This window comes from Lachnotalea sp. AF33-28 (genome assembly GCF_003477885.1).
Lineage (GTDB): Bacteria > Bacillota > Clostridia > Lachnospirales > Lachnospiraceae > AF33-28.
In genome coordinates this window covers 43,084-57,324 of record NZ_QUEE01000009.1, presented here as the reverse complement: position 1 = coordinate 57,324, position 14,241 = coordinate 43,084, and the positions used below count along the sequence as shown (strand labels likewise).

14 protein-coding genes and 1 riboswitch are annotated in these 14,241 nt (G+C 50.7%); of the genes, 5 read left to right on the top strand and 9 right to left on the bottom strand.

The window, feature by feature from the left end; all coding sequences use genetic code 11:
- Nucleotides 1-3: 3 nt before the first annotated feature.
- Genes DWZ56_RS13550 through DWZ56_RS13540 form a run of 3 tightly spaced genes read right to left on the bottom strand, consistent with a single transcriptional unit; the run spans nt 4 to nt 4,629 of the window.
- Nucleotides 4-3,258 (bottom strand): YfhO family protein, encoded by a 3,255-nt coding sequence (locus DWZ56_RS13550; protein WP_118557174.1) that lies wholly within the window; start codon nt 3,256-3,258, stop codon nt 4-6.
- 26 nt (nt 3,259-3,284) lie between these two features.
- On the bottom strand, nt 3,285-3,689 hold the full coding sequence (locus DWZ56_RS13545; protein WP_118557173.1) for a GtrA family protein: 405 nt from the start codon (nt 3,687-3,689) through the stop codon (nt 3,285-3,287).
- Entirely contained in the window at nt 3,661-4,629 is a 969-nt protein-coding gene (locus tag DWZ56_RS13540; RefSeq protein WP_118557172.1) for a glycosyltransferase family 2 protein, read from the bottom strand. Before DWZ56_RS13540 ends, DWZ56_RS13545 begins: the two co-directional genes overlap by 29 nt.
- A gap of 229 nt (nt 4,630-4,858) precedes the next feature.
- Here DWZ56_RS13540 and DWZ56_RS13535 point away from each other — a divergent pair, with 229 nt between their 5' ends.
- From DWZ56_RS13535 to dapB, 4 genes are all read left to right on the top strand, one after another.
- On the top strand, nt 4,859-5,485 hold the full coding sequence (locus tag DWZ56_RS13535) for a single-stranded DNA-binding protein (protein WP_118557171.1): 627 nt from the start codon (nt 4,859-4,861) through the stop codon (nt 5,483-5,485).
- 93 nt (nt 5,486-5,578) lie between these two features.
- Nucleotides 5,579-6,058, top strand: coding sequence for a cob(I)yrinic acid a,c-diamide adenosyltransferase (locus tag DWZ56_RS13530; RefSeq protein ID WP_118557170.1), 480 nt, complete (start codon nt 5,579-5,581; stop codon nt 6,056-6,058).
- Between the two features lie 292 nt (nt 6,059-6,350).
- Nucleotides 6,351-6,523: riboswitch (Lysine riboswitch) on the top strand.
- 113 nt (nt 6,524-6,636) lie between these two features.
- Nucleotides 6,637-7,527 carry a 4-hydroxy-tetrahydrodipicolinate synthase gene (gene dapA / locus DWZ56_RS13525; protein WP_118557169.1) on the top strand — a complete coding sequence of 297 codons (891 nt, stop codon included), beginning with the start codon at nt 6,637-6,639 and terminating at the stop codon, nt 7,525-7,527.
- A 61-nt stretch (nt 7,528-7,588) separates the two neighbouring features.
- A complete protein-coding gene (gene dapB / locus DWZ56_RS13520) occupies nt 7,589-8,344 on the top strand; it encodes a 4-hydroxy-tetrahydrodipicolinate reductase (protein ID WP_118557168.1) in 756 nt (251 codons plus the stop codon).
- 77 nt (nt 8,345-8,421) lie between these two features.
- Here dapB and DWZ56_RS13515 read toward each other — a convergent pair whose 3' ends face one another.
- Nucleotides 8,422-9,318, bottom strand: a complete 897-nt coding sequence (locus DWZ56_RS13515; RefSeq protein WP_158584582.1) for an RsiV family protein — start codon at nt 9,316-9,318, stop codon at nt 8,422-8,424.
- A 31-nt stretch (nt 9,319-9,349) separates the two neighbouring features.
- Complete coding sequence (locus tag DWZ56_RS13510; protein WP_118557166.1) at nt 9,350-9,832, bottom strand: sigma-70 family RNA polymerase sigma factor; 483 nt, start codon at nt 9,830-9,832, stop codon at nt 9,350-9,352.
- A gap of 212 nt (nt 9,833-10,044) precedes the next feature.
- Here DWZ56_RS13510 and DWZ56_RS13505 point away from each other — a divergent pair, with 212 nt between their 5' ends.
- A complete protein-coding gene (locus DWZ56_RS13505) occupies nt 10,045-10,410 on the top strand; it encodes a hypothetical protein (RefSeq protein WP_118557165.1) in 366 nt (121 codons plus the stop codon).
- Between the two features lie 62 nt (nt 10,411-10,472).
- On the opposite strand, the gene DWZ56_RS13500 is transcribed toward DWZ56_RS13505, so the two are convergent.
- The 4 genes from DWZ56_RS13500 to DWZ56_RS13485 form a co-directional block, all read right to left on the bottom strand.
- The gene (locus tag DWZ56_RS13500) at nt 10,473-11,516 is read right to left on the bottom strand and encodes a polyamine ABC transporter substrate-binding protein (protein WP_118557164.1); all 1,044 of its coding nucleotides are present in this window, start codon (nt 11,514-11,516) and stop codon (nt 10,473-10,475) included.
- A gap of 94 nt (nt 11,517-11,610) precedes the next feature.
- The gene (locus tag DWZ56_RS13495; protein WP_118557163.1) at nt 11,611-12,384 is read right to left on the bottom strand and encodes an ABC transporter permease; all 774 of its coding nucleotides are present in this window, start codon (nt 12,382-12,384) and stop codon (nt 11,611-11,613) included.
- Complete coding sequence (locus tag DWZ56_RS13490) at nt 12,381-13,232, bottom strand: ABC transporter permease (protein WP_118557162.1); 852 nt, start codon at nt 13,230-13,232, stop codon at nt 12,381-12,383. Before DWZ56_RS13490 ends, DWZ56_RS13495 begins: the two co-directional genes overlap by 4 nt.
- Nucleotides 13,233-13,235: 3 nt before the next feature.
- The gene (locus DWZ56_RS13485) at nt 13,236-14,219 is read right to left on the bottom strand and encodes an ABC transporter ATP-binding protein (RefSeq protein ID WP_118557161.1); all 984 of its coding nucleotides are present in this window, start codon (nt 14,217-14,219) and stop codon (nt 13,236-13,238) included.
- Between the last annotated feature and the right edge of the window lie 22 nt (nt 14,220-14,241).

Here is a 14,241-nt window from a genome sequence, read left to right as displayed (position 1 = left end):
GACTTACTCTCCTTTTCTGGCGTTTTTCTGTTTGGTGGCTTTTCCGTGCTTTCTTAACGTACGGTTGGCTAACAGCGGGTCCGTCTGCGCGAGGGACGGCCGTGAAGGCCCTTCGGCTTTGACCGTGCTGTCTGCGGCGGTGCTGCCGGCAGTATTAACCGCGGTCTTGCCCGAAGCGCTGCCTGCGGCAGTCTTCCCGGAAGTGTTAACCGCAGCGGTGATGTTAACGGACGCCGTGATATTTAAGGTGTCCGGGGCGTTGACAGAAGCAGTCGTGTTTATAACGTCGGCCGTGCTGACGGTAGCGGTGGCACTGATGCCGTCCGTCTGCAGGGAGGCGTCCGCCTTTTTACGGTTATCCTGATTATGGGCGGCAGTGCCCGGAGTGACGGTCCCTGCGCCGTCAGATTCCGGCTGCGCGGCGGTTACTTCGGGTTCCGGTACGGCAGTTTTCGGTACGTCCAATCCCGGTCCGTCGTACGCCGGTGTATCGAATTTTAATGTGCCGGATTCGGATGTGCCGGATTCGGGATGAGCTGCATATCCGTCCGCATGCTGCAGCGCGTCCATGGCTTCCATGAGTTCGCCTGTATCCATTGCAGACGGGAAGCCTGTATCAGCCGGTGTGCCGTTTAAGCCCAAGTCCGCTGCATCTGTGGAGAGCCAGCCGTCCGCTCCGGGCTCCATAGCAGCGCTATCCTCCGGGGCCCCTCCGTTACCGCGTTTTTTGGCCAGATAACGGGAGACAATATAGATCAGGATCAACAGGATTGCCGCATTTACCGTAATCAAGAGCCCCAGGCCTAAGCCCTCCGGCTGATAGGTCAGTTTCACGGTGTGTTCACCGGCGGAAAGAGGAACGCTGATAAAAGTATCGGCAAATATGCTGATTGGGGTTTTAGCGCCGTCCACATACAGTGTCCAGCCCTTGTCATAAGGGATGGAGGTGAATAAAAGACCGCTTTCCTTCACCGATATGGTGGCATCCACCGCTGTGTCGGAATAGGAAAGAACCTGAAGCGGCTGTTCCTTTAATTTATCAGTGGCTTCGATCAGATTGTCATTGACCACCCGGTAGAGGCTTCCGCTGATGGAGACATCATCGCCTGCAGTCAGGGAAATAAGGTCGCCTGCTTCGCATACGCCCAGATCCAGCAGAAAACCTCTGTCCACATGGCTGAAGCTCTTGCTGCGGCCGCCCATGGCGGCATCCACATCCTTGACGCTCCGGTTGGTAATATAGGCGAAAATGTGGCCGCCTTCTTCCAGCGTAGCCTCCAGGGTATCGCCGTTTGCACTGGAACTGACTGTTTCCAGCACTTCTCCGGATCCTGCCGCCCTGGATACAAAATCATTCTGGATGACCGCAGGATTGCCCAGACCGGTGTTCCAGGTGTTGTCAAGTTCCAGCGGCACCATAAAGCCCAGCGGGAGCGCGCAGAGATTTTCGTAGAGATAGGCCTCTCCGGCAGTGGCGCTTAGAGTATACAGGCTGCTGTCCGGCAGAGCTTCCGTGGTCAGCGTATATTTTATGCCCAGCAGCGCGCCCATAAGCGGTGTGCCGCCGGTATAGCTGTAGGCATTTGTGGAAGATTCCATGCCCATCTTTTTATAGAAGTCACTTAAGTTCGCATTGGCGGTAGAAGAGAAGGTGGAGGCTGATTGATAACCCACCCAGGCGCCGTCGTTTTTGGTCTTCAGACTGAGCTTTTCGATCCGGTAAAAGCTGTCGTCCTTTTCGCGGGCGGATGATGTCAGTTCCTGATATTCCTCCGTATAGCGCAGGTAACCGCTGCGGCTGGTGGTGGTCACGCTGGTAACGGCGGTGTTGAGCGCCGATTCAATGATCACTATGACAAACAGGATGCTAAGCAGAGTGATTCTGGTGATTTTCATGCGTCTGTAGAGGTACAGGCACAGTGCATAGAGCCCCAGGAAGATCAGGCTGACATAGTATACGTGAAAAGAGAGTTCCGGCGCGTCGATGATCTTTTCCATCAAGAGGATCAGGATGGCCGCTCCCCAGAAGCAGCCCACCAGCGATTTGGTGCTGTAGGTCCGTATGTCCCTGCAGCCCTCATAGCAGATGGCCAGCAGCACCGCAATATATAAGAAGGACTGGCGGCAGGGAAGGCTGTTGGGATAATGAAAGCCGTGCCAGATGAAGTTGGGCACATTGGTGGCGAAGCAGAAGAGCAGGAAAAACAGCAGCGCCAGCTTTGTGATCTTTTCTTTATAGGGCACGTTTTTATTCATAATATAGAACGGCAGCGCTATAAATACAAATACGCCGCAGTAGATATTGGGCCAGTGCTCCAGTCCGATTTCCACCTCCACATTGACCAGATGGCGGGAGAGCATGTCAAATACGGAGAAGTAGCTCTTCCAGTCCGTGGGAAATGTGGAATCCGCGGAGGCCGTCATCTTTAAAGCAAAAATCTCCGGCAGCAGGATACAGGCGGCCAGCGCTCCGGCAATCAGCGAAAAAATGCCGAAGTTTACGATCGGGCGCAGATAGTTGGTGCGCACCTGCACGCGGATTTCATTGCCGTCATCGTCGCGCTGTCTTTTGTAAGTGCAGGCCGGCAGATTGATCATGCAGACGATAAAATAAAGCACCATGAACAGGCACAGCATGATCGCGATGTAATAATTAGAAAGGATCGCCATGCCGAGCGTAACGGTGTAGAGCATGAACTTATTTTCATATACCAGCCTCTCCAGGCCCAGGATGACTAACGGAGCTAAGAGAATGCAGTCCAGCCACATGATGTTCCAGCTGTAGGCGGCCATATAGCCGGACAGGGCATAGAATACCGCAAAAAATGTGATGCCGAGATCCTTGGTTTTATTGTGGCAGCTTAAATAGTACGCGAAGGTTAAGCCCGACAGGCCGATCTTGATCACGATCAGGTAGGTCATGAACTCGATGATAAATCCCTTGGGACAAAGGATTAACAGGAAATTTAGCGGGCAGGAGAGATAATATCCCAAAAGGGAGATAAAATTGGTGCCAAGACCGATATTCCAGCTGTAGGCAAGGCTGCCGCCTCCGGTCAGCTTGCGCTGCAGCTCCGCAAAAAACGGCGCATACTGGTGATACATATCGGTCCTCAAAAAGCTGTTATCTCCAAAAGGGTAGATTTCCTTCCCTGCAAAAATACCCACCATGATGATGACGGGTATAAAAAAGGCCAGGATGAAGGGCAGCTTTTCGTTCAATGGGGTTTTAGTTTTGATGCGTTTCGTTTGTTCCATTCATTTACCTCATCTTGCATTTTTGATCATTTCTTTTTGAAAATGACCAGTTTGCTGAACACATAATTGATAATCATTACGAATACGTTGGATATGATTTTCGCCAGAAGCTTCATCATATGCAGGTATTCCACGGCAAAGATCATAAACAGCATATCTGCCGCCAGAGAAACCAGACGGGCTCCGATAAAGCCGGCGGCCTCTTTGCCTACCAGCTTTATTTCCCAGCTTTTGCTCTCAAATACATAAAGCTTGTTGGTGACAAAGGCGAAGGCCACTGCGGCAATCCAGGCGATGACATTGGCCACCTTATAATCCATAATGTATTCACAGAGATTAAATACTACGATGTTGATGACGGTGGTCAGCACACCGAACACCACATAGCTGATGGTTTCCTTATTAATGACTTTCTTGATCAGTTCCTTCATTTGATGCTTCATCTCCTAAGTTTGTTTGGCGGACGATATAGATCGGCCGTTTTTTTGTCTCCATATAAATGTGAGCGATGTATTCTCCCAGTATTCCCACCGACAGCTCGATGATGCCTCCTAAAAACAGCACAGCGGACAGCGTGGTGACATATCCCGGCACGGCGATGCCGGATACCATGGTCTGGATCAGCGTGGCGACGATGTAGATAAAAGCGAATACGCAGATCACAAAACCCATGCCGGATACGAGGCGAAGAGGTGCGACAGAAAAGGAAGTGATTCCGTCCAGGGCGTATTTAAACAACCCCCAGAAGCTCCACTTCGTGGTTCCGATCTGCCGTTCCACATTTTCATAAGGGTACCATTTGGTGGAGAATCCCACCCAGGTGAAGATGCCCTTGGAAAAACGCTCAATCTCCGACAGCTGCAGGATCGCATCCACCATCTTGCGGCTCATGATGCGGAAATCCACCGCGCCATAGGGGATCTTAATATCCGACATGGCATGGCTTAGCCGGTAAAAAGTTCTGGAAAACAGGCTGCGGACCTTTGATTCGCCGTTTCGGTTGGAGCGCATGGCCGCGCAGCAGTCGTATCCTTCTTTCAGCCCTTCGATAAAATCGGGGATCATGGCCGGCGGATGCTGCAGATCCGCGTCCATGACGATCACATAATCCGCTGTGGTGGCCTTTAAGCCCGCGTACATAGCGGCTTCCTTGCCGAAGTTGCGGGAAAAGGACAGGTAAAGGATATCCTTATGCTGACCGGCAAGATGTATGAGTTTGTCCAGGGTTTTATCCCTGCTTCCGTCATCCACCATGATAAAACGGAAGCTGTAGCCGTCTATGCGGTTTGTAACCTTGGTTGTTTCTGTATAAAAAGTATCAAGTCCTTCTTCTTCGTTATAACAGGGTACAACGATATCTACAGAGGGCATGGCAGTTCCTCCTCTTTTTGTCTGTGTCTTCCTCTAAAGCTGCGGCAATCTTTTACTATTGTATTATAGTGTGTTTGAAAAGTAAATGAAATTATTATTCATAAATTCTTAATTTCTGCATAAACATTATATATATGGGATATGTGGCTCTATCTATGCAAAGAGAGCATAGTTATAGTATCAACAAAAATCCCTGTCACAAACACATCGTAAGAGGAGGAAAATACAAATGTCAGAGAAAGTGATTGAAAACAACAAAGTGGTGGTGATCGGAGAGGTGATATCGGATTTCACCTTCAGCCATGAGGTATTCGGGGAAGGGTTTTACCTTACGGAGATACTCGTGAACCGCCTAAGCGACCAGGTGGATGTGATTCCGCTGATGGTGTCGGAGAGACTGATGGATATCAATGCGGATTACAAAGGGCTGACGGTGAAGGTGAACGGGCAGTTCCGCTCGTATAACCGCCATGAAGGCATGAGAAACCGCCTGGTGCTGTCCGTGTTCGTCCGTGAGGTGGAATTTGTAGAGGAATTTACGGATTACACAAAAACCAACCAGATCTTTTTGGACGGATACATCTGCAAGGAACCCATTTACAGGAAAACACCTCTTGGAAGAGAAATAGCGGATCTTTTGGTGGCGGTGAACCGTCCCTATGGAAAATCCGATTACATACCCTGTATCGCCTGGGGTAGAAATGCCAGGTATGCATCCTCTTTCGATGTGGGAGGCAGAGTGAAGATCTGGGGCAGAGTGCAGAGCCGCGAATATGTGAAAAAAATAGATGAGGTGGACAGCGAAAAGCGCGTGGCGTATGAGGTGTCCGTCAGCAAATTGGAGTATGTGGAGTAAACTTATGGATAGATAATATTGCAAAACCCGCCATCTAATGGTAAAATGTACCCAATAGTCAATAACCGGAGACGACGGTTAGGAGGTACTGTTATGGGGAATGGTGAAATATCTGTTTACTGCGGCGGAGGAATCGGCAAGACGATGATGGCCATCGGCAAGGCGGTCAGGTCGGCAAATTCGGGAAAAACCGTGATCATGATACAGTTTTTAAAAGGCAGGTCTCCGGAAGGTGTGGAGGTTCTTGCGAGGCTGGAACCGGAAATCCGGCTGTTCCGTTTTGAGAAGTTCGAGAAGCACTATGAGGAACTGTCCGAGGAGGAGCAGAAGGAAGAGGCGAGAAATATCCAAAACGGCGTGAACTTCGCAAGAAAGGTCATGCTGACCGGAGAATGCGATGTGCTGATTTTGGATGAGATATTAAGGCTTATGGATGAAGGCCTGTATACGGTAGAGGAGCTCTTAAAGCTGGTACAGTCCAAGGCCGATGATATGGAGCTGGTGCTTACTGGCAGAGTGCTGCCGGATGAGCTTAAACCGTATGTGAATTTCATATCCAAGATCGAAGCATAAATACAAAAAACTGTTTTACTATTCATGGCTGCCGATAAAGCAGCGCATGTCGGGGCAGTATATGGTCCTCATAGGGATCCCTTGAAGCCCGCCGGTTCTTTCGCTGCGTAGTTTGCAGCGTTGGAACCGCTGCGCGCTTCACGGAGCGAGAGCGTGTCCCAATGAGGACCATATACTGCCCCGACATGCGCGGGAAGTTAACGGCAACTGTGAATCGTAACAAAACTGCTTTTCGGGCCGAAATTTTGCGTTGACAATGCAGTCCAACAATGCTATTATGAAAATCAGAATAGATTGAGGTAGAGGTTGCGTAAATCAAGAGTATCATATCGTATGTGTCAGGCACAGAAGAGGGTATGAGAAAGGGAGGAGCGCCGAAGGAGAGATATGCCTGCACATATATTTCCTGGGCATATGGCGAACAGCCATATGACTGTCACCATAAGGTGGAGAGCTACTGGTATCGAAAGGTTGTGCCGAGGCACAAACGACAGACACTAAGAGTTGGCGGCTCCGCCGGCTCTTTCTTTTTTTATTCAATAGATATGTACAGTAAACCAATTCTAGGAGGATATGAGATGGCTATTTTCACCGGCGCCGGAGTTGCGCTTATTACACCTTTTAAAGATAACAAAGAAGTAAACTATGATAAACTGGCTCAGATTCTGGAAGATCAGATTGCCAATAAGACGGACAGCATCATCATCTGCGGGACGACAGGAGAGGCTTCCACTCTGACCCATGAGGAGCACCTGGACGTGATCCGCTACGCGGTGAAGGTGGTCAATAAGAGAATCCCTGTGATAGCCGGTACCGGCTCCAACTGTACGGACACGGCGGTTTATCTGTCGCAGGAAGCGGAGAAGGCCGGAGCGGACGGACTCCTTGTGGTCACTCCTTATTATAATAAGGCCACACAGAAGGGGCTGATCGAACATTTCACCCTGATCGCAGATTCTGTGAAGCTGCCCATCATCATGTATAATGTCCCCAGCCGCACGGGATGCAACATCCAGCCGGCTACGGCGGCCTATCTGGGCAAAAATGTGGAGAACATCGTGGGCATCAAAGAAGCCAGCGGGGATATCAGCCAGGTGGCTATGCTGCAGCATCTGGCCGCGGGATGCCTGGATGTATATTCAGGAAATGACGACCAGATCATACCGCTGTTATCCCTGGGCGGTAAAGGTGTGATCTCTGTGCTTTCCAATGTGGCCCCGAGGCAGACCCATGAAATCTGTCAGAAGTTTTTTGATGGGGATGTGGCCGGAGCCGCGCAGATGCAGCTGGATGCGATTCCGTTAATCTCGGCTTTGTTCTGTGAGGTGAATCCGATTCCTGTGAAAGAAGCGATGAATCTGATGGGATGGGAAGCAGGACCCACCAGAAGGCCTCTTTCTCCCATGGAACCCCAGAATGTGGAGAAGCTTCGCAAGGCTATGGAGGAGTACGGAATCGCGTTAAAGTAAACCGCACGGAATCTCTGCCCGGGTGGCGGAGAACGTGCGCCGAAGAAAAGAGGAAGAGAAAATGGTTCGAATCATAATGCACGGATGTAACGGAAAAATGGGACAGGTGATCACAGGGCTGGCGGACCGGGACGGCGACGTTGAGATCGTTGCGGGAGTGGACCCGATGGACAGCGGAATGAATACCTATCCTGTATTCCCGTCCATAGACCTGTGTGATGTAGATGCGGATGTGATCATAGATTTCGCCTCGGCGAAAGCGGTGGATGCGCTGCTTGATTACAGCGTCAGGAGACAGATTCCGGTGGTGCTCTGCACTACGGGCTTAAGCGAGGAGCAGCTTGCACATGTAAAGCGCGCGAGCGCTTCAGTGGCGGTGCTTAAGTCGGCCAACATGTCTCTCGGCATCAACGTGATCTCGAAACTTTTGAAGGAAGCTGCAAGGACGCTTGCGGATGCGGGATTTGACATTGAAATAGTGGAGAAACATCACAATCAGAAGGTGGATGCTCCCAGCGGCACCGCTCTGGCGCTTGCGGATGCGATCAATGAGGAAATGGGCGGCAGGTATGAGTATGTCTATGACCGTTCCGGTGTCCGCGAAAAGAGATCCAGCGGCCAGATCGGCATACAGGCTGTGCGCGGCGGCAGCATCGTAGGCGAGCATGAGGTGATATTTGCAGGTACGGACGAGGTGATAGAGATTAAGCATACCGCTTATTCCAAAGCGATCTTTGCCAAAGGCGCTCTGCAGGCGGCTAAATATCTGGCGGGCAAACCGGCCGGTTGGTATGAGATGAAAGATGTGATAGGCTGATAAAAGGGGATGCAGGTTTTAGTGCCTGCATCCCCTTTTGCTTTGGTGCGCCTCTGGGCGCACCGCATTACATCCCATCATTTCAAAAAACTGTTCTCGTACAGCATATCTTGATAGACCGTGAGAGGAACCGTGAATTCCACCTCTCCCATGTATCCCGGAGCAACATCATATTCGTCAAATACGATGACGAGATTGCGGTCCGTATCCAGATAAAATTCCTGATTAGGCTTAATCTGACGGAAATTCGCGTCCCCGTCCTCCTCTTCCAGAAAATAGTATGCCTCCGGATCCTCCGCCATCCGCTTTGCCATCTGCTCCCTGATGTTCTCCGATATCGCCGTGATATAATCCGTTCCGGCAGCAAATGCGTCCGCCAGGATGACTTCCTGGTCGGTGGCCTTGTCAAAATGATAGATTTTGCTGTAGGTGGCGGAACCGCCTGTGTTTTCCACAGTATCCAGCCGCAGTGAGAAAAGCCGCTCATCTTCCGGAAGAACGGTACAGACGGTATCCACACCTACGTGCGGAACCTGCCCTCCGGCATTCAGCACCGCCGCTTCATAATCATCGATGATCTGCTGAGTATATTCCTCAATGGTCCGATTCAGCTGTTCCTCACCGGGCGTCAGCGTCTGGCCGTCCTTAGAAGGGATGATCTGCGGTGTCGCAATATTCGCCTCATGGCCGTCCCCGCGCTCCGTGTAACCGCGGAAGGTGAGCAGCTCGGAGAGCGCTCCCAGAATGGGAACGGATCCCATGGCCCTGGCGATCTGCGGGCTGCTGTTTACCAATATGACAATGGTGAGAATGGCGGCAGCAACGCCCAGAATGCCGCGGCCTGTGATGCGGATAATGGCCTTATTCCGCCGTTCCTTTTTAGCCCTGGCCATGGCATTTTTAACTTTCCGCTTAAGACTGGCCGGGGCCTGATAGGCTTCATATTCTTTCTTTAGATCTTCGATCCTGTTCATACATTTTCCTCCAGTAACGCATACAGCATGATTATGCTTCCCTGAACTCATCCAGTTCGACCTTCAGTATCTTCAGCGCACGGTACAATCTGGACTTTACAGTGGACTCATTTTCTTCCAGAATCCTGGCGATATCGGAGAGCTTAAGATCCTCAAAAAAGCGCAGAATGATAACAGCGCGTTCGTTTGGTTCCAGCTTTTTAAGGGAATCCATGACATCAAAGTTCGTATATTCCTGGATATACTCCTGCTGGTAATCTTCCACTCCCGGCACTTCTCTTTTTCTGATTTTCAGACTATCCAGAGCGGTATTAATCACAATCCGATAAACCCAGGTTTCGGCATACTGGGCATTTTTTAATCCTTTACTGTTTTTCAGGGCTTTATAGGCACTTTCCTGCACAACATCCATGGCATCCTCCGGTGACTGTACATAGCTGTAAGCCAGGCGGTAATACTTTTGGTAATTGTTCGTGAAAAGTTCCTCTATCCGGGTATTGATCTGCTTAAGCAAGGAGGCACCTCCACAAAGTATCTTCTGTATCTGCAGCTACATTAATTAGACGACCGCTTCCGATAAAAAGTTTCAATTTAAATGCTTAAAAAATATGGTAATTTTTGTATAAATAATCACAATGTATAATGAGCATATTATTGATAGGCAGGACTTTATATAAGCCTCACCAAAAGTATTACAGAAACCATATAGGAAAAGGAGAGTGCACAATGAAGGCTATGAAAAAATCTTTCTTAGCATTACTGCTCGTTCTGATGATCTGCATGTTGACCGCGTGCGGCAACGATAAGGATAAAAACAATCAGAGCAGCACCAGCGCGTCACAGACTACGAACCAGTCTACATCAGCGCCTACACAGGGCGTTACAACAGGCTCTGAGGATATGACAACCGGTATGAACGGATCCGACGGCATGAACGGGACCAATGGAACCAACGGCACAAACGGAACCGATGACGGTGTTGTCGGAGGTCTGCTGGATGATCTTGGCAATGATGTCAGCAGAGGTGTAGATGATATCAGCGAAGGCTTAAACGAAAGCGGAAGCGGCGCTGCGGAGTCTACAAAGCGTTAGTTTAGTTTAATGAAAATGGCTTTTCCCATTAGTTTGGGAAAAGCCATTTTGCATGAAATCATTTAGTTGCAGGCGTCTTTAAACTCCGTCCAGATCTTCCCGTGCAGATCCTCTGCCTCCTGGGAGATATTCTGGATGGCTTCTCCCTCGGTCACGGTATCCGGAACCACAATGAGATCATGCATCTCTTCGGAGATATAGGGCTCTGCCGCCTTGTTGGTGCAGTAGTAACCGATATATTCGAAGCACTGCGCGGATACTTCCGGCTGCAGTATGTAGTTCAGGAACTGGTGGGCCGCATCGCTGCTGGGAGCTTTGGAAGGGATGAAGCCGGCCATGATGCCGAATCCGAGCCCTTCTTCCGGATAAACCACCTTCAGGTCGGGGCGCTCTGCTAAAGCCATGGTGATCTGGGAGGTGTACATAAATGCCACGCTGGCCTCACCGCTGATGATATAGTCCTGTGTATTGTTGTCGTTGATCAGGCGGATGTTGGGCGCTAACTCCATCAGTTTGTCGCCGGCAGCCTGGATCTGATCCAGATCCTGTGTATTAAAGGACTCGCCCATGGTCTTTAACGCGATGCCGTCGATTACACGGTAGTTGCCGATGATCGCGACACTGTCCTTAAGAGAAGGATCCCACAGATCGCTGTAGCCTTTGATATCGAGGTTTACCAGCGCCGGATCGTAGATAATGAGCGGGATGCCCGCGCCGTAGGGAACGGTGTATTCATCGGATGGGTCATAAAACTGTCCCTGGTACAGAGAATTGACATTGGAGAAATTGGAAAGCTTGCTCTTATCCAGTTTCTGAACCAGGCCCTGCTGAATCGCCAGCTCAATGATATAGTCATCCGCAATGACCAGGTCATAATCGCCGCCTTCCGCCTCGGAGAGTTTTGACAGCATGTCTTCGTCGTAGTCAAAATTGGAGTAGTTGATGCGGATTCCGGTATCCTTTTCAAAGGCGTCCAGAACCTCCTGGGGGAACATTCCGTCCCAGGTGAACAGATTCAGCTCTTTCTTTTCACCGCTTTGGCAGGCGCTTAAGGAACATACCATAGCGATACAGAGCAGCAGTGCCAGTACTTTTTTGAACTTCATAATTGACCTCCTTTTTTTATGTCACCAGCCGCAGGCTGATGACCTGCGCACACATTCAGTGTGCTTCCCCTTTTTAATGTTACTTTATTGGAACCTACTTCTGCTTCTTTTTAATCCGGGAGGATAAGAAGAGCAGAAATACGGTTACAACCAGGATCACGGTGGACAGAGCGTTGATTTCCGGGGTGACGCCCGTCTTCATCTTGGTGTAGATCTTGATGGGCAGCGTATTAGTCTTAGGCCCTGTCACAAAGATGCTGATAACCACGTCGTCAAAGGACATGGCAAAGGCCAGCAGCATGCCGGAAGCGATGGCCGGCATGATTAACGGAAGCACGATATCAAAAAATGCTCTTACCGGGGACGCTCCCAGATCCCTGGCCGCTTCTTCCAGGGATTTGTCCATGCCGATCAGGCGGGCTTTCACCATCATAAAGATGTACGGAATACAGAAGGTGGTATGGGCCAGCACCAGCGTGGTCATGCCAAAAGGCAGACCTAACAGGGAGAAGAACGCCAGAAATACCATTCCCAGTATGATCTCCGGTATCATGATCGGAATGGTGGAGATGTATTCCACGATGCCTTTGGATTTAGACTGGATGCGGGACATGCCCACAGCGCCCAGGGTGCCGATGACGGCGGAAGCGCTGCAGCTTAAAGCAGCCAGTATGAGGCTGTTTCTTAACGCTTCTTTCAGATCCCGGTCCCCCATCAGCTCTTCATACCATTTCAGCGAAAAACCGCCCCAGATAGAAGAGATCTTGGATTCGTTGAAGGAATAAAATACGGTCAGTACAATGGGCAGATACATGATAACCAGTATGACGCCCAGATAGATATTCGGAAGTTTGGTTCTGTTTTTCAAAATAATCCCTCCAGGTCCTTGGTATTGGTGACTTTCCTGTATATGCCGATGATGAGGGAAGTCATGATCATCAGAACTACGGACAGTGCCGCCGCGAACGGCCAGTTGCGGCCCTTGGTGAGCTGTTCCTGTATGATAGAGCCCACCAGAACAACCTTATTGCCTCCCAGGATATCCGCGATAAAGAAGAGCCCCATGGACGGAACAAAGGTCAGCACCACGCCGGATAACAGGCCGGGCAGGGTGAGCTTCAGCGTAACGGTAAGAAACGCCTTCATCGGGGAAGCGCCCAGATCCCTGGCCGCTTCCACAAGGGACCAGTCCATCTTTTCCGCGCTGGAGTATACGGACAGGATCATAAACGGCAGCAGGGCGTATACCATGCCCACCACTACGGCCGGGTAGGTGTAGAGCAGTTTGAGCGGGTCCTTTGTGATACCCAGCCCCATCAGTACCGAGTCCAGAACACCGTTGCTCCGAAAGATGATGATCCAGCCGTAGAGGCGGATCAGCGCACTGGTCCAGAAAGGGATCATTAAAAGCGCCATCATCCTTTTTTTCCAGACGCTGCTCAATTTGGCCATAAAGTAGCCGTAAGGATAGCCGAGCAGGATGATCAGGATGGTGGAGGTGAAGGCCAGCTTCAGGGACTCCGCAAAGGTTTTCAGATAGATGGGCTCAAATATTTTCTTGTAATTGTCCAGCGTGAATTCCCCTACCACGCCGAAGACTTCGGCCCTGGTCATAAAGCTTAAGGCTATCATATAGATCAGGGGTCCTGCCACAAAGATCAGCGTGAAAATATAAAGGGGAATGACGCTGACCCAGATTTTACTGTGTTTTTTCATAGTCTATTCTTCCACCTCTACCGCGTGCTCCGGATTCCAGCCCGTATGCACGGTTTCTCCGACTTCTGTCTTGATATTGATGCCATGGCGGCTGGCCACGATCTCCTCACCGGACTGCAGACGCAGCACCACCCGCAGCATGCCGCCGGCGAAGGATTTCTCCAGGACGGTGGCGGTATAGGGGCAGTTATCGGGATCATTGATCAGGATGTTTTCACTGCGCACGGCCAGCGTGACTGCACGGCCGTCTCTCTGACATGTAATGATGTTGGCATTGCCGATGAAACGGGCCACAAAGCTGCTCTTCGGCGTATTATAGACTTCATCGGGGGTGCCGATCTGTTCAAATACTCCTTCATTCATGACCACGATGCGGTCGGACATGTTGATGGCCTCTTCCTGGTCATGGGTGATGTAGATAAAGGTGATTCCCAGCTTTTTCTGCAGACGTTTGAGCTCCAGCTGCATCTGGCGGCGCAGCTGCAGATCCAGAGCGCCCAGCGGCTCGTCAAGCAGCAGCACCTGCGGATGGTTGACGATGGCGCGCGCGATGGCCACGCGCTGTCTCTGGCCTCCGCTAAGTTCCGACGGCATGCGCTTGTCATAGCCTGGAAGCTGCACGAGCTGCAGCGCTTTTTCCACTTCGGACGCGATCGTTTCCTTGGGAACTTTGCGTATCTTCAGGCCATATCCCACATTGGCGGCCACCGTCATGTGCGGGAACAGCGCGTAGTTCTGAAACACCGTATTGACATCCCGCTTATGCGGCTCCATATCCGTGATATCTTTGCCGTCCAGCAGCACCTTGCCGCTGTCAGGCGTCTCCAGGCCAGCGATGATGCGCAGGGTGGTGGTCTTGCCGCAGCCGGAGGAACCCAGAAGGGTGATGAACTCTCCCTTATGGATTCCAAGGCTGATTCCCTTTAACACTTCCACGTCGCCGAAGCTTTTCTTTATATCTACCAGATCCAATAGTACTTCGCTCATAATTCTCCTCTTCTCCTCATTG